This is a genomic window from Flavobacterium azooxidireducens (assembly GCF_023195775.1).
Classification (GTDB): domain Bacteria; phylum Bacteroidota; class Bacteroidia; order Flavobacteriales; family Flavobacteriaceae; genus Flavobacterium; species Flavobacterium azooxidireducens.
Map to the genome: position 1 here is coordinate 312,779 of NZ_CP096205.1, position 14,912 is coordinate 327,690.

A 14,912-nucleotide genomic window follows, 5' to 3' on the forward strand; every position below is an offset into this window, starting at 1 on the left:
TTTTTTTAATTTACAATTAATTTAATTGATTTTTGTCCCTCACTACTATTCAATTTAAGAATATAAAATCCTGTTTGATCTATATCAAAAGACATTTCTGAAGATGAAGTTTTTACAGATTTAACCAATGAACCTGTAATAGAAAACACAGAAACTTCTAATTCTGAATCAATATTATTTAAGTAAACTGTTTTGTCTTTTACATAATAATTGATATTTGACAGCTTTGTTTCTTGAACATTTAACAGCCATTCAGACATTGGTACTGTAGTGCTAACTGTTGCACCTTCCACTTCAATTTTATAAATCCCAAAGCCATTTGCATCACAATAAACAAATATTCTCCTTGCTCCATTTGTATTGTTTGCTTGTAGTATAAAAGCACCCGGATTAGTAGAATTTAAAGCACTGGCAAGCACATTTTCTCCATCACTGATGAGAAGGGTTCGAGTAGATGTGTTTTGCTCTCTGGCCCAAACTTTTATAGTACAATTATCTGAGACATCAAAAAAGAAAAATCGAACAGTTGGCAATGCTCCTTCTGCTACGGAACCTCCATTCATATTTGCTCTTCTGTTAGATTGAAAGCCATCGGAAAAAGTAGAAGTTCCAGTAGATTGAGATGAAAAATTGTTTGATGTGATGTGGCCAAATCGACCTAAATCATCCACAATATCTTCTGTTCCGCCTGGTACACCCGGAAAATTATCCGGTAAAATGGTCATGTTGGTTAAAAAATTCCAAACTTTTGTTTGAGCATCGGATGTCATCACACATAAAAGTGTCAATAAGCTAAAAAGTAATTTTCTATTCATAATTTTAAATTTATAAATGTAATCGATTACGTAAATTTAAAAAAATAATTTTATTTACAACAATTTTTTAAGAAATTATTTTTTATATTGACAAAAAAGTAGCAAATCAATAATGTAAAAAAGACTAAAATGAAGGTAATTTTTTAAAAAAAATAGATAATTATGATGTTCTTTAGAATTTGATTTACTAATTAAAATAAATTATTAGTTCTTTAATTATTCTTTTTATTGACTTCTTAATTTACAAAAGGTTACTTATAACTAATCTAACTTAATAATAAAATTTAATTATATTTGATAAAATAGTTATGTTTGAAATTATACACTTAATCAACAATAAATAGAATTTCATAATATGCACAAAATTAAAAATATAACGTTTTTAATTTAAGTCATAGATATTTATAGATGAAGGCTCTTTAAATAAGACTTTATAAAACTAGATAATTATTATAATTTTAAAAAATTCTCATGAAATTTGTAGTAGAGGGCAAAATTGAAAAATTTTTGCCTCCAAAAAATATAGAGGGCTTTCCCTCACTTTCATGCAAGATTATTCGACTTAAAGTTGAAGATGACTTTTTTTATGTTTTATTTACTAAAAAAAATTATCATTTACTTTCAAAATGTAATAATATGCAAATAGTAAGATTTAATTTACAATTACGTGTAAGTAATTGGAACAATAATGGCCGAAAATTCTTTAATAATGAAGTCTATTGTAATGATTTAACAGTAATAAAAACTTTAGACTATGAAAAATCTCCAATCCAATACAATGACAGACATTATGTTGTTTGTAAAACGAATAAGAAAAATATTTTGAGATTACAATTGTTCGATATGGTTAGTGAAGAAATCATTGAAATTTGTCACAATTATGAATTTCCAAATAAGAAACTTAATCTAAATAATGTTTTCTACAACATGTCTTATGGCATAGATTTATTATTAATTTTAAATCATTATGGTATTTTATCGATTGGAAATTTTATAAAAACTGATATTGGAGAAGGTTATATTTGTCAAGTTTTTCCGCTTTCCTTTTTTAAAAACAATTTTTTACCAGTTGAAAGGTATTCATTTAATTTTATTTTAGAAAGCCCTAGAGAGTACAGTAAGAATTTTGAAGATCAAATGTTTATTAAAAACATAGTTTATGATGAAATAGATTACTCTTCATATAACGAAAATCAAGATTGGGATAATCAAAGTGATGAATTTTGGAATCAATTCTAATACATATGATACTTTGTAAATATACCTTTTCTTATATAGTTTACACAAAAAATATAATTTACAGTCCTAAAAATGTTCTCTTGAAAAATTCTGTAATTGAATAAATTTTCACGAATTTTTGCGATTAAAGTGTACAAAAAAAAGCAGACCTATAAGCCGGATTCTGTATTCGCCAAAACGAACCCTTATCATTTATCTTGCTCAATAGTTACCCATTGAATCTAGCTGCCTACCCTTCAACATCGAACGAGTAGCTCTTATCTGCCGAAGCAGAACGTTGATATACATGGCATTTCACCGCATAGAGTTTACCTGGTTTCACTACAGCCGAACTGTACATACTTTCTGTTGCACTGGTCCTTCTCGTCCCGAAAGACGAGAGACGGGCGTTACCCGTTATGCTACTCTTTGGTGTCCGGACTTTCCTCTCTCATTACTGAAAGCGATAAGGCGGTCTGCGGTGCAAAAATAGTTTATAATCTGCTATTATTGGGCGAATGAAAAAAAAATAACTTTGTACATTTGAAAAAAGTTTCAAAATGAACATCAAATTAATTGCCATTGGTAAAACGGATAATAAAAACCTTCAAACCTTGATGGATGAATATCAAAAACGATTATCCTTTTATGTGAAATTTGATTTAGAGATTATTTCAGACATCAAAAACGCAAAAAATCTTTCTGAAGCTCAACAAAAAGAAAAAGAAGGCGAATTAATTTTGAACAAACTCGCTCCTACTGACTTTTTAATTCTATTGGATGAAAACGGGAAATCGTTTGGAAGTGTTGAATTTGCAAATGAATTACAAAAGAAAATGAATGCCGGAATTAAGACGTTGGTGTATGTAATTGGAGGTCCTTATGGTTTTTCGGAAGCAGTTTATCAAAAAGCTCAACAAAAAATTTCGCTTTCAAAGATGACTTTTTCACATCAAATGGTGCGGTTGTTTTTTATTGAACAGGTTTATAGAGGATTTACTATTTTGAGGAATGAACCTTATCATCATCAATAGAAGTTGATCCTTTTTTTAATCGCAAAGAACTCTAAGAATTTCAAATTTTTATTCTCACAGAAAACACGGAAAGCACAGAATTTTTAGTTTGCCACAAAGGCACAAAGTCTCTAAGAATTACAAAAAAAACCTAACATTATGAGATCCCTCCTTCGGGATGACAACTTTGCGTTGAAAAACCTGAAACCTGAAACCCGTAACTTCGACTCGCAACCCGTAACTCGCAACCTTCAAACCCGCAACCTTCCAACCCGCAACTTTTACATCCCACAATCACAATCCGGCAACTTCTTTTTATCATAAATAAAATGAATTGGAGAAATTGAAACCATGTCGTTTTCAAGTGATTTTAGTTCGATTAGTTTGGATAAATACTGATTAAAGGTAAGACGTTCATCAAAATTCAAATAAATTAAAACTCGTTTCCCTTCGCTGGAAAAAGCTGTATATTCTTTTAAAAAAGTAAGTAGTTCATTCATTTCTACTTCATTTCCATCCACAGAAACTTTATTTTTCGGTTTAAAATTCACCGAAAAAGTCTGAAAATGAAGATGATAATCCGGATTTTCCTTTACATAAATTGAAGAGAAATAACTATTGTAGCTATAATCAACTTCTTTAAACGGTATGAATGCCAATGTTTTTTGAACGCTGTCTGTGTAGGAGAAATAATTTCCGGCTTCTTCATTTTTATGAAATTGAGCCTTGTCTCTTCTGTCTTGCAACGCCACAATTTCTGGAATTGCAACGTTCAACGGAAGACGTTTATCTACATGAAAAATCCAATTGGTTGTTCCGATGGTGTTTTTTCTGTTCACTTCGGCAAGCGTATCTTTATCTTTTGCATCCAAAAAAATATAAATAGGCGAATGATCTACAACTGTAGAATCAATCGTTCGATTTGCTTTCACTAATTCAACTTCCTTTTGACAGGAAATCATCATCAAAACACAAAAAAGTAAGGTCAGTTTTTTCATCTTACAAACTCATTAAAGAAAATAATTTTACACATTCTACCGCTTCTTTTACATCGTGAACTCTTAAAATTGAAGCTCCTTTTGTCAACGCAATCATGTTAAGAGCGGTTGTTCCATTTAATGCTTTTTCGGGAGTTGATTGAAGTGGTTTATAAATCATTGATTTTCTCGAAACTCCGGCTAAAATTGGTAATTCCGTCATTTGAAACAATTGCAGCTTTTGCATCACTTCGTAATTTTGTTCAACCGTTTTAGCAAATCCGAAACCGGGATCGATAATCAAATCATTAATTCCGAAACTTCTGGCTTGAGTAATTTTTTCAGAAAAATAGAAAAGCATTTCTTTGACAATATCATCATATTTAGTCAAATTCATCATCGTTTGTGGCGTTCCTTTCATATGCATCATAATGTAAGGAACTTGAAATTTCGCCACCGTTTCCATCATTTTTTCATCTAAACTTCCGGCAGAAATATCGTTAATCATCGCTGCACCATTTTCAATAGAAGTTTTGGCAATTTCGCTTCTGAATGTATCAACCGAAATTATAATATTTGGAAATTCTTTCAAAACCGATTTCAAAATAGGAAGTAATCGATTTAATTCTTCTTCTTCCGAAACAAATTCAGCATTAGGTTTGCTGGAATAAGCCCCAATATCAACAAAATCAGCACCTTCGGTCAACATCACTTCTATTCTTTTGAGAGTTTCGGTTTCTTGTTGGTATTTTCCTCCGTCAAAAAAAGAATCCGGTGTAAGATTTAAAATCCCCATCACTTTGGGCGAAGACAAATCGATTAAATTTCCGAGGCAGTTTATTAACATATCGTTTGAAAAAAGGCTTTAAAAAGTAGTATCTACTTGTTTTGAAAATTGTATTTTTGAAAATCTTTACAAATATAATTCAATAATGAATAGTACGTCCCAACAATATGATAAAGTAATTGCCATTTGTAGACAATTATATTGCAACAAAATGAAAGATTACGGAAGTGCGTGGCGAATTTTACGTTTACCATCGCTTACCGATCAAATTTTTATCAAAGCTCAACGCATCAGAAGTCTTCAAGAAAATGAAGTGAGAAAAGTGCAAGAAGACGAAACCGGAGAATTTATCGGCATTATCAATTATTCGATTATGGCGTTAATTCAGTTGGAAAAAGGTGTGGTCGATCAACCCGATTTAGGTTTAGAAGAAGCCACTCATTTGTATGACGAAAAAATTGCCGAAACCAAGTTGTTAATGGAAAATAAAAATCACGATTATGGCGAAGCTTGGCGAGAAATGCGTGTGAGTTCATTAACCGATTTAATTTTGCAGAAACTCCTTCGCGTGAAACAAATTGAAGATAATAAAGGAAAAACTTTAGTATCTGAAGGCATTGATGCTAATTATCAAGATATGATTAATTATGCCGTTTTTGCCTTAATTCATTTAGGTTTCCACGAAAAATAAACTAAATTGCCACATTAACTAATTACACATTATCAACATGAAAATCATCACTCATATTTCCAGAATTTTAGTCGGATTATTATTCATCATTTCCGGATTAATCAAGTTAAATGATCCTGTTGGATTTTCATTTAAATTAGAAGAATATTTTTCGGAAGGCGTTTTAAACTTACCCTTTCTAATGCCAATTGCTTTGATGATTGCCGTTTTTGTAGTCATTTTTGAAGTAGTTTTAGGTGTGATGTTACTCATCGGTTTTAAACCAAAATTCACGGTTTGGAGTTTGTTTTTGATGATTGTATTTTTCACTTTCTTAACTTTTTATTCGGCTTATTTTAATAAAGTAACAGATTGCGGGTGTTTTGGCGATGCTTTAAAATTAACGCCTTGGGAATCATTTACAAAAGATATTATTCTGCTGGTTTTGATATTAATTTTATTGATTAATTTAAAATACATTCAACCGCTTTTTGGAAGATTAGCTTTAAACATCACCGTTTTAGCCTCTTATATTTTTTGTTTATGGATGGCTTACACCGTATTAATGCATTTGCCTTTTATTGATTTTAGAGCGTATGCCGAGGGAACCAACATACAAAAAGGAATGGAAATCCCGGCCGGTGCTCAAATGTCGGAATATGAAATGATTTTTATTTACAAAGTAAATGGTTTAGATACCGAATTTTCACAAGATGATGTCATGGCAAATAAAGTGCCGGAAACAGCTGAATTTGTGGATAGAAAAGATAAATTAATTACCCAAGGTTATGTGCCACCAATTCACGATTTTACGATTGAATTGGACGGAAGTGATTATACCGAAGACATGCTGAACGAACCAAAATTGATTATGCTAATTTCGTATGATTTAACAAAAGCAGAACATGATGGTTTAAATGAGTTGGAAGATTTTTACCAAAAAGCGACCAAAAAAGGCTATAAAGTAATCGGAATGACTTCTTCAGACAAATCGATTATTGACCAAATAAAAGCGGAATATAAATTTAGTTTTGACTATTATTTCTGTGATGCAACTACCTTAAAAACAATCGAAAGAGCCAATCCGAGTATAGTTGTTTTAGAAAAAGGAACGATTGTAGAGAAAAAGCATTTTAATGATATTGATAAAGTAACTTTAAAATAAGTTGATTCGCTATCTCCTAAATAAAATTGGCTATGCTCTGCTTACACTTTTTGGTGTGATAACGGTTATTTTTGTTTTGTTTACAATACTTCCCGGCGATCCTGCTCGCATGATGCTCGATCAAAATGAAAACTCAGAACAATTGGCAATTGTGAAGAAAAAGTATGGTTTTGATAAACCAATTTCTACACAATATTTATATTATTTGAATGATTTGTCGCCAATTTCTTTTCACAGTTCTAATCAGGAAGATTATACTTTTTTATCGGAAGGAAAATACAATGCCTTTGAATTAGTGAAATTAGGAAATACAACCACTGTTTTAAAGACACCTTATTTAAGGGAAAGTTTTCAAAAAAGCGGTAAAAAAGTGACAGATGTGATTGGAAACACATTACCAAACACCTTCATCTTAGCCATTTTTGCCATTATCATTGCCATTGTAATTGGTGTTTTTTTGGGAATCATCTCTGCACTTTACAAAGACACTTTGTTAGATCGAATTATTGCTCTTATCAGTACGTTAGGTATGAGTATTCCGTCGTTTTTTAGTGCGATTTTATTTGCTTGGTTATTCGGATTTGTGCTTCACAATTACACAGGGCTCAATATGACCGGAAGTTTGTATGAAGTGGATGATTTTGGCGAAGGAAGCACTATTCAATGGAAAAACATAATTCTACCGTCCATTGTTTTAGGAATTCGTCCGCTTGGAGTTGTCATTCAATTGATGCGAAATTCATTACTCGAAACATTCGGACAAGATTACATCAGAACTGCCAAAGCAAAAGGATTGAATTCTTATCAGATTATTAAAAATCACGCTTTAAAAAACTCGTTAAATCCTGTCGTTACAGCCATTTCAGGATGGTTTGCCTCGATGTTGGCCGGAGCCGTTTTTGTAGAATACATTTTCGGTTGGAACGGACTTGGGAAAGAAATCGTTGAAGCATTGAACAACTTGGATTTACCAGTAATTATGGGTTCTGTAATCGTGATTGCTACTACGTTTGTGGTAATCAATATTTTAGTGGATATGGTTTATGCTTACCTCGATCCAAAAATAAGGTTAAGCTAAAACGTTTTCGGTTTTAATTAGGACTTTTTTGGGATTTCATTTCCTGAGTTATCGTAAATTTGTGTGATAAAAAATTAAATTATGAAAAAAATAATAGTGTCTTTTTTTGTTGCTTTGGGATTGATTTCCTGCTCAAATGCTCAAAAAACGGAATTCTCAAAAGAAGCTTTAGCTGATAAAATGTTGTCTGTTGACGGAACTGAATTAACTTTTTCAGACATCCTAAAAAAATACGAAGGCAAAACCGTTGTTATTGATGTTTGGGCATCGTGGTGTCCGGATTGCATTAAAGGAATGCCAAAAGTGGAGGCGTTACAAAAACAATTTCCTGATGCGGTTTATTTATTTCTATCGTATGACAAAACGCCTGAAAGTTGGGCAAATGGAATTGAAAAATATGCTGTAAATGGCGAACATTATTTAATTTTGTCACCATGGAAAGATGGATCATTTAAAAAATCAATTGATTTAGATTGGATTCCGCGTTACATCGTTCTAGATAAAACAGGAAAAATTGCTTTGTATAGAGCTATCGAAGCAGATGATGAAAAATTGATATCGACTATAAAAAACCTTAACTAATGAGACAAAAAATCGTTGCAGGAAACTGGAAAATGCATAAAAATGCAGAAGAAACCGAAGATTTATTAAACGAATTGATTGATAAAATTCCAACCGATATAGAGCAAAGAGTCATCGTTGCTCCAACATTCGTGAATTTATCAGCCGCAGCCGATCATTTGGAATTCACCAACATTGAAGTCGCAGCTCAAAATATGCACCAAGCGGAAGGCGGAGCTTTTACGGGTGAAATTTCAGCTTCAATGCTAAAAAGTGTTGGTATCAATATCGTGATTTTAGGTCATTCTGAACGAAGAGCTTATTTTCACGAAACCGATGCTTTGCTTGCTAATAAAGTGGATACCGCTTTAAAACACGAAATGGAAGTCATTTTCTGTTTTGGCGAAGAATTAAAAGATCGTCAATCGGGACAACATTTTAATGTCGTGGAAAATCAATTGAAAGACGGATTGTTTCACTTAGGATCTTCGGCTTGGAAAAATATTATCCTAGCTTATGAACCTGTTTGGGCCATTGGAACGGGTGAAACAGCTTCACCTGAACAAGCTCAAGAAATGCATGAATTCATCCGTGAAATCATTAATAAAAATTATGGAAATGATGTTTCAGACAATGTTTCCATTTTATACGGTGGAAGCGTAAAACCTGAAAATGCGGCCGAAATTTTTTCTAAACCGGATGTGGATGGTGGTTTGATTGGTGGAGCAGCTTTAAAAAGTGATGATTTTACTAAAATTGTCTTGGCCGCTAATTAATCATTTAAAAATTAAGTATAAAAAAAGTCGTCAAATTAGACGACTTTTTTTATACTCCTATATTGAAATTACCCATTATTCATCGAAATCAAAAACTCTTCGTTGTTTCGGGTTTTCTTGAATCGGTCGTTAATAAAATCCATTGCTTCTACCGGATTCATATCGGCTAAATATTTTCGCATAATCCACATTCGTTGAATGGTGTTTTCGTCTAATAACAAATCGTCACGACGTGTGCTTGAAGAAGTTAAATCAATCGCAGGGAAAATACGCTTATTCGAAATTTTTCTATCCAATTGAAGTTCCATGTTACCGGTTCCTTTGAATTCTTCAAAAATAACTTCGTCCATTTTAGACCCAGTTTCAGTAAGAGCCGTTGCGATAATACTTAAAGAACCACCATTTTCTATGTTTCGAGCAGCTCCAAAGAAACGTTTTGGCTTTTGTAATGCATTCGCATCAACACCACCACTCAATACCTTTCCGGATGCCGGTTGAACTGTGTTATAAGCTCGTGCCAAACGCGTAATCGAATCTAATAAAATCACTACATCGTGACCACATTCTACCAAACGTTTTGCTTTTTCCAGAACGATGTTAGCTACTTTTACGTGGCGATCAGCTGGTTCATCAAACGTTGATGCGATAACTTCACCACGCACATTTCGTTGCATGTCGGTTACCTCTTCCGGACGTTCGTCTATCAATAAAACTATTAAATATACTTCCGGATGATTGGCGGCAATGGTGTTGGCAATATCTTTCAACAACATTGTCTTACCTGTTTTTGGCTGAGCTACAATCATTCCGCGTTGCCCTTTTCCTATAGGAGAAAATAAATCGATAATTCGGGTTGAAACGGTAGCTTGTTTTTCGGCTAATTTGAATTTTTCTTGTGGAAAAATCGGAGTCAAATGTTCAAACGAAACGCGATCTCTCACGACTTGCGGATCATGACCATTAATTTTTAACACTTTTACTAAAGGGAAAAACTTCTCTCCTTCTTTTGGAGGTCGAACCACACCTTTTACAGTATCTCCGGTTTTTAAACCAAATAATCTGATTTGTGAAGTGGAAAGATAAATATCATCGGGTGAAGCTAAATAATTATAATCGGAAGAACGCAAAAAACCATAACCATCGGGCATCATTTCTAAAACACCTTCACTTTCTATAATTCCATCAAACTCATAATCGGCATCGCGATAGTTGGTTTTTTTGTTTTTGAAGTTTGGATTTTGATTTTGATTACCATTTCCGTTTCCATTACCATTTTGGTGCTTTTGAAAAGGTTGGTTTTGCTGACGTTGCGGCTGATTTTCTTGATTGGATGGCTGACTTTCATCGTTTGCAACAGGGGATTCTGCTTCTGAAGATTCAGCTACTTCAGAGTTTTCCTGATTCTTTTTAAAAACCTTTTTCTCAAACTTTGATTTTACAAACTTTACCGGTCTTTCTACTTTTTTTAAATCTTCCGTTGATTCTTGTGGATCTGAAGGTTTTTCAACATGAACCGGTTTTTCAACTTCAACAGTTTTCTTTGCTTCTGATTCAGAAAACAAAGTAGAAACCTCTTCTATTTTTTCTTTAGGAGCGATTATTCTGGCTCTTTTAGATTTAGAAGCAGCATCATTAGACTGATTTTCTTCAGATTTTGAAACACTATTTTGCGTTTCAATAATCTTTTGAATTAAATCGTCCTTTTTTACGCCGTTGAATTTAATTGTTTTGGCAGCTTTCGCAATTTCTTGAAGCTCAGAAAGCTTCATTTCTTTTAATACAGAAATTTCAAACATGAATGTTCTATGATGTTAATTTTTAGTCGGAAAATGTAATGAGGTACACTATAAATATTTTATCTGCTGTAATGAAGAAAAAACAGATTTACAATGCAATAATACAAATATTTTTTAATAAACAATAGCAATTATTGAAAAAGAAAATATATTTTTGCTGAGCTAATAAATAAACATGTTACAAAGAATACAGTCTCTTTACCTTATTGGTGCAATTATATGTGCAGGAATATTACCTTTTTTCTTTCCTCTATGGTTTAATGAAAACGGTTTTCCTATTTATTTTCAAGAAGATTTACCTATTTCTATTTTATTTGGATTTAGTTCTTTGTTATCAATATTAGCAATATTATCTTTCAAAAAAAGACAACATCAATTTGTACTTTGCAGATTGAATATGATATTAAATATAATTTTATTGTTATTATTTATGTTTTATGCCCCCAAATTATCTGGAGATCCACATGTATCAAAGAAGGGTATTGGGCTAGTTCTTCCTTTAATTTCTATCGTATTTTTAGCGTTAGCCAATATCGCTATTCTAAAGGACGAAAAGCTCGTAAAATCGTCGAGCAGACTACGTAAATAATACAGTAAACTTAGTTTATTTTAGTGCGTTAAAAATCCGAACCAATGGTTCGGATTTTTTTGTTACTAAGTTTCTTGGTTTAACTATCAAAAAAGTACTCTCAAATAATGCACGAAATAGTTAAAACATTCGTATTTTTTTCTACATTTGGTATTACCTAATTATATTAAACCAACTTCTAAAAATACATGTCTGAAAAAATACGAATTCATTTAGCCGATGATCATCAGGTTCTAATTGACGGAATGCTTGCGGTACTTAAAACAAATTCAAAGTTTGAAGTAGTGGGTCATTCACTAAACGGAGTGGATTTAGTGAATAATATACTGTCAAACGGTGCAGAAATACTAATCATGGATATCAACATGCCACACAAAGACGGTATTGAAGTACTTAAAGAACTTTCACTAACCAAACATTCCTGCAGAGTTATAATTCTATCCAGTTATGATGATATCAAATTAATCAAAGAAGTTTTAAAACTTGGTGCCAACGGTTATTTATCTAAACAATGTGCCGGTGAAAGTATTATTGAGGCTATTGAAAGTGTTGCATCCGGTAAAGATTATTTTTCTCAAAATATTCAAGAAAAAATTTTCAGTTCTTTTTCTGGAAATGGTGCAGAACCTTCTACTAATGAAATTTCCATCAACGCTACTTTAACTGATAGAGAATTAGAAATTTTAAAACTTATTTCTTTAGAATACAGTGGAAAAGAAATTGGCGAAGAACTTTCCATCAGTTTAAATACAGTTGAAACTCATCGCAAAAATTTAATCAAAAAACTAAACGTTAAAAACACGATTGGTATTGTTAAATTTGCTATCAAAAACAACTTAATAAAGCAATAAATATGGAACTTTTAGGCACTTATTCAACAGCAAGAATTAATACAAATAGCTATAATTTAACCTTTAGCTTTCCTGATAACTGTAATGCTATTGTTAGTCATAAGGATGGCGTATATTCTGTTGCGATCAATTTAAATAAAGGACAAACACAGCCTTCATCAAATTATATTACTGACAATATAATTTGTAATCAATATAATGGATGTATTGAAATTCAATTTGTACAACAAAATTTTAATCCAATTGGAGGGGACTGGGGAGATGGAAATTCTACAAAACCAAAAGTGAAAATTTTTGTCAATGGCTAAACTTTTATTAAATACATTCTTTTTATTTTTTGTTTTAACAACTACCTTCAGCCAATCAAAAATTGACTCAATCGATTATTATACAGAAAAAAAAGAACTGATAAAAGCTATTAATTATGCGAAAAAAAAATCTGATGACTATTTTGCACAAAAAAAATATAATGACTTTTGCAAAATTTCAGTTAGAAAATCAAAACTTTTTGGTTCACTCAATGATCATGAAAAAGCTTTAGTAACACTTTATAAAGCCCTTTCTATTTCTGAAAAAAACAAACTGAAAGGTAGAGCAGAAATAATTGAACAAATTGCCACTCGTTATTCTATTGTTAGTGATACTTCAAAAGCATTTAAAAATTACTATAAAGCCAAACATATTGCCTTAATCGAAAAAGATACTGCCTCACTAATTCATGTTTATCACAACCTATTTCGTTTGCATACAACAAATAGAATTGATAGCTCATATTATTACATGAAAAAGAAGTTTGTATTAGATAAATTAACGAATTCCATTTCAGGTCTATCCTTTAGTTACAATAATCATTTTGTTTATTACACCTTAATAAATGAAAAAGAAAATGCAAAATCATATTTAGACAGTTCCTATAATTTTGCTGTAAAACACAATATCAAAAACTCAATTATTGGAACATTAAGCAATTATGGCTACTATTACATGCAGTATGAAAATAATTTTAAAAAAGGAGCTGAAACATATGAAAAAATTAAAAATGAGTACAAAGACGATTTAACTACATTTGATTATGTTGAGTTATACCGTAATTTAGTATATGCATACGAACAAATGGGAGAGTATCAAAAGGCAAATTTCAATAGTTCTTTGGCTTATGATTACAGTCAAAAACTATACAATGAAAACCTAAGCGATAAAATTCGAGAAATTGAAACCAAATACAACATTGATAAAGTTGAAGATGAATACAAAGAAAAATCTAAACAATTAGAAGAAAGACAAAGCCGAAACAAAAAAATCATTTTTATTTTCGTAGCTTTATTTGGATTTAGTTTGGTTCTTTTCTACTTTTTTTATCAAAACTTACAATTAAAACAACGCAATAAAATTAAAGAATTAGATAGTGAAATTCAGGAAAATATAATCAATGCTTCCATTGATGGTCAGGAAATAGAACGAAAAAAACTATCCGAAGTTTTACACGATAACATCAGTGCTTTGTTATCCTCGGCAGGTTTGCATCTTTCTGCATACTTAGTTGGTCATAAAGATGAAATTCCGGAAGAAATTGTAAAAGCCCGATCGCTTTTAAAAGAAGCACATGATCAAGTTCGTGATTTATCGCATGAATTGGTTCCGCCTGTTTTGGCAAAGTTAGGTTTGTATTATGCCGTGCAAGATTTGTGCGAAAAAAATTCAAATTCTATCATCAATTTTACATTCAATTACTTTGGATCAAACCAAAAAAGATATAACGAAGAATTTGAAATTAAGGTATATTTTATTATCACAGAACTAGTAAACAATATCGTTAAACACAGTAAAGCTACAAGTGGATATATAACGCTTGAAGAACGAAATAATCAAATTATCATTAACGTAGAAGACAACGGAAAAGGATTTGACAGTACTAAAACATACAGTAGTGACGGTTTTGGACTAACTCAAATTAAAGCCCGTGTTAAAAATTTGAAAGGAAAAATTACAATCAATTCTAAAATGAACGCCGGAACATTAGTTTATATTAAACTTCAAATTCCACATTAAACTTTCTTCTCCATTTCAATAATTTCTAGAGCTTTAATTTGCTCTCCGTCAATTTCAAATCGAAGCATTGTTCGCACTTGATGAAAGCCACTGATTCCGGCTGCACCGGGATTCATGTGAAGTAAATTCAATGTTTTATCAAACTGCACTTTTAAAATGTGCGAATGCCCACAAATAAATAATTTTGGCGGATTATTTTTAAGTTCCTTTCGAATCGTCTGATTATATTTTCCAGGATAACCACCAATATGTGTTATTAAAACCTCTACACCTTCACAAAAAAAACGATTGTTCAAAGGAAATTCCATCCGAGCTTTATCATTATCTATATTACCATAAACAGCCCGTAGCGGTTTGAGTTTTTTAATTTCATCGGTCACAGTCAAATCACCAATATCGCCGGCATGCCAGACTTCATCGGCTAAACGAACATATTTCAGAATCTTTTCATCAATAAAACTATGCGTGTCAGAAAGAAGAAGAATTTTTTTCAATTTTATTTTTTTTCCAAGAAAGCACGAAGATACAAAGAGAAAAATAATAAGAGCTTATTTTCTATTTTGAAAA

General features: G+C 31.7%; 16 protein-coding genes and 1 other RNA gene. 11 read left to right on the forward strand and 6 right to left on the reverse strand.

Annotated features, from left to right (window positions below; genetic code table 11):
• Positions 1-5: 5 nt before the first annotated feature.
• The gene (locus M0M57_RS01395; protein WP_248434690.1) at positions 6-815 is read right to left on the reverse strand and encodes a T9SS type A sorting domain-containing protein; all 810 of its coding nucleotides are present in this window, start codon (positions 813-815) and stop codon (positions 6-8) included.
• Positions 816-1,286: 471 nt separating this feature from the next.
• Here M0M57_RS01395 and M0M57_RS01400 point away from each other — a divergent pair, with 471 nt between their 5' ends.
• The gene (locus M0M57_RS01400) at positions 1,287-2,054 is read left to right on the forward strand and encodes a hypothetical protein (RefSeq protein ID WP_248434692.1); all 768 of its coding nucleotides are present in this window, start codon (positions 1,287-1,289) and stop codon (positions 2,052-2,054) included.
• A gap of 136 nt (positions 2,055-2,190) precedes the next feature.
• On the opposite strand, the gene rnpB is transcribed toward M0M57_RS01400, so the two are convergent.
• Positions 2,191-2,516: RNase P RNA component class A (gene rnpB, locus M0M57_RS01405), an RNA gene on the reverse strand.
• A gap of 77 nt (positions 2,517-2,593) precedes the next feature.
• Here rnpB and rlmH point away from each other — a divergent pair.
• A complete protein-coding gene (gene rlmH, locus M0M57_RS01410; RefSeq protein WP_248434694.1) occupies positions 2,594-3,067 on the forward strand; it encodes a 23S rRNA (pseudouridine(1915)-N(3))-methyltransferase RlmH in 474 nt (157 codons plus the stop codon).
• A 260-nt stretch (positions 3,068-3,327) separates the two neighbouring features.
• On the opposite strand, the gene M0M57_RS01415 is transcribed toward rlmH, so the two are convergent.
• Together M0M57_RS01415 and folP are read right to left on the reverse strand one after the other, a co-directional pair.
• Positions 3,328-4,044 (reverse strand): hypothetical protein, encoded by a 717-nt coding sequence (locus M0M57_RS01415; RefSeq protein WP_248434696.1) that lies wholly within the window; start codon positions 4,042-4,044, stop codon positions 3,328-3,330.
• 1 nt (position 4,045) lies between these two features.
• On the reverse strand, positions 4,046-4,870 hold the full coding sequence (gene folP / locus M0M57_RS01420; RefSeq protein ID WP_248434698.1) for a dihydropteroate synthase: 825 nt from the start codon (positions 4,868-4,870) through the stop codon (positions 4,046-4,048).
• Between the two features lie 85 nt (positions 4,871-4,955).
• Here folP and M0M57_RS01425 point away from each other — a divergent pair, with 85 nt between their 5' ends.
• The 5 genes from M0M57_RS01425 (at position 4,956) to tpiA (ending at position 9,060) form a co-directional block, all read left to right on the forward strand.
• Positions 4,956-5,501 (forward strand): DUF1599 domain-containing protein, encoded by a 546-nt coding sequence (locus tag M0M57_RS01425; RefSeq protein ID WP_248434700.1) that lies wholly within the window; start codon positions 4,956-4,958, stop codon positions 5,499-5,501.
• Positions 5,502-5,538: 37 nt separating this feature from the next.
• Entirely contained in the window at positions 5,539-6,645 is a 1,107-nt protein-coding gene (locus M0M57_RS01430; RefSeq protein ID WP_248434702.1) for a BT_3928 family protein, read from the forward strand.
• Position 6,646: 1 nt separating this feature from the next.
• Positions 6,647-7,723 carry an ABC transporter permease gene (locus tag M0M57_RS01435; protein ID WP_248434704.1) on the forward strand — a complete coding sequence of 359 codons (1,077 nt, stop codon included), beginning with the start codon at positions 6,647-6,649 and terminating at the stop codon, positions 7,721-7,723.
• A gap of 81 nt (positions 7,724-7,804) precedes the next feature.
• Entirely contained in the window at positions 7,805-8,305 is a 501-nt protein-coding gene (locus M0M57_RS01440; protein WP_248434706.1) for a TlpA family protein disulfide reductase, read from the forward strand.
• Complete coding sequence (gene tpiA, locus M0M57_RS01445) at positions 8,305-9,060, forward strand: triose-phosphate isomerase (protein ID WP_248434708.1); 756 nt, start codon at positions 8,305-8,307, stop codon at positions 9,058-9,060. The genes M0M57_RS01440 and tpiA overlap by 1 nt, the downstream gene beginning before the upstream one ends.
• Before the next feature lie 68 nt (positions 9,061-9,128).
• Here the strand turns inward: tpiA and rho are convergent, their stop codons facing one another.
• Positions 9,129-10,856 (reverse strand): transcription termination factor Rho, encoded by a 1,728-nt coding sequence (gene rho / locus M0M57_RS01450; RefSeq protein WP_248434711.1) that lies wholly within the window; start codon positions 10,854-10,856, stop codon positions 9,129-9,131.
• A 175-nt stretch (positions 10,857-11,031) separates the two neighbouring features.
• On the opposite strand from rho, the gene M0M57_RS01455 reads away from it, so the two are divergent.
• The 4 genes from M0M57_RS01455 to M0M57_RS01470 all read left to right on the forward strand — a co-directional run bounded on the left by M0M57_RS01455 (position 11,032) and on the right by M0M57_RS01470 (position 14,345).
• Positions 11,032-11,445, forward strand: coding sequence for a DUF4293 family protein (locus M0M57_RS01455; RefSeq protein ID WP_248434712.1), 414 nt, complete (start codon positions 11,032-11,034; stop codon positions 11,443-11,445).
• A gap of 188 nt (positions 11,446-11,633) precedes the next feature.
• Positions 11,634-12,296 carry a response regulator gene (locus M0M57_RS01460; RefSeq protein ID WP_248434714.1) on the forward strand — a complete coding sequence of 221 codons (663 nt, stop codon included), beginning with the start codon at positions 11,634-11,636 and terminating at the stop codon, positions 12,294-12,296.
• Positions 12,297-12,298: 2 nt separating this feature from the next.
• Entirely contained in the window at positions 12,299-12,604 is a 306-nt protein-coding gene (locus M0M57_RS01465; protein ID WP_248434716.1) for a hypothetical protein, read from the forward strand.
• Positions 12,597-14,345 (forward strand): sensor histidine kinase, encoded by a 1,749-nt coding sequence (locus M0M57_RS01470; protein ID WP_248434717.1) that lies wholly within the window; start codon positions 12,597-12,599, stop codon positions 14,343-14,345. Before M0M57_RS01465 ends, M0M57_RS01470 begins: the two co-directional genes overlap by 8 nt.
• Here the strand turns inward: M0M57_RS01470 and M0M57_RS01475 are convergent.
• Positions 14,342-14,839, reverse strand: coding sequence for a metallophosphoesterase family protein (locus M0M57_RS01475; protein WP_248434719.1), 498 nt, complete (start codon positions 14,837-14,839; stop codon positions 14,342-14,344). The two genes, M0M57_RS01470 and M0M57_RS01475, sit on opposite strands and share 4 nt — an antisense overlap.
• Positions 14,840-14,912 lie beyond the last annotated feature (73 nt).

Coding starts and splice junctions, on each gene's coding strand:
- M0M57_RS01395 (WP_248434690.1), bottom strand. CDS start 815: ATGAATAGAAAATTACTTTTTAGCTTATTGACACTTTTATGTGTGATG.
- M0M57_RS01400 (WP_248434692.1), top strand. CDS start 1,287: ATGAAATTTGTAGTAGAGGGCAAAATTGAAAAATTTTTGCCTCCAAAA.
- rlmH (WP_248434694.1), top strand. CDS start 2,594: ATGAACATCAAATTAATTGCCATTGGTAAAACGGATAATAAAAACCTT.
- M0M57_RS01415 (WP_248434696.1), bottom strand. CDS start 4,044: ATGAAAAAACTGACCTTACTTTTTTGTGTTTTGATGATGATTTCCTGT.
- folP (WP_248434698.1), bottom strand. CDS start 4,870: ATGTTAATAAACTGCCTCGGAAATTTAATCGATTTGTCTTCGCCCAAA.
- M0M57_RS01425 (WP_248434700.1), top strand. CDS start 4,956: ATGAATAGTACGTCCCAACAATATGATAAAGTAATTGCCATTTGTAGA.
- M0M57_RS01430 (WP_248434702.1), top strand. CDS start 5,539: ATGAAAATCATCACTCATATTTCCAGAATTTTAGTCGGATTATTATTC.
- M0M57_RS01440 (WP_248434706.1), top strand. CDS start 7,805: ATGAAAAAAATAATAGTGTCTTTTTTTGTTGCTTTGGGATTGATTTCC.
- tpiA (WP_248434708.1), top strand. CDS start 8,305: ATGAGACAAAAAATCGTTGCAGGAAACTGGAAAATGCATAAAAATGCA.
- rho (WP_248434711.1), bottom strand. CDS start 10,856: ATGTTTGAAATTTCTGTATTAAAAGAAATGAAGCTTTCTGAGCTTCAA.
- M0M57_RS01455 (WP_248434712.1), top strand. CDS start 11,032: ATGTTACAAAGAATACAGTCTCTTTACCTTATTGGTGCAATTATATGT.
- M0M57_RS01460 (WP_248434714.1), top strand. CDS start 11,634: ATGTCTGAAAAAATACGAATTCATTTAGCCGATGATCATCAGGTTCTA.
- M0M57_RS01465 (WP_248434716.1), top strand. CDS start 12,299: ATGGAACTTTTAGGCACTTATTCAACAGCAAGAATTAATACAAATAGC.
- M0M57_RS01470 (WP_248434717.1), top strand. CDS start 12,597: ATGGCTAAACTTTTATTAAATACATTCTTTTTATTTTTTGTTTTAACA.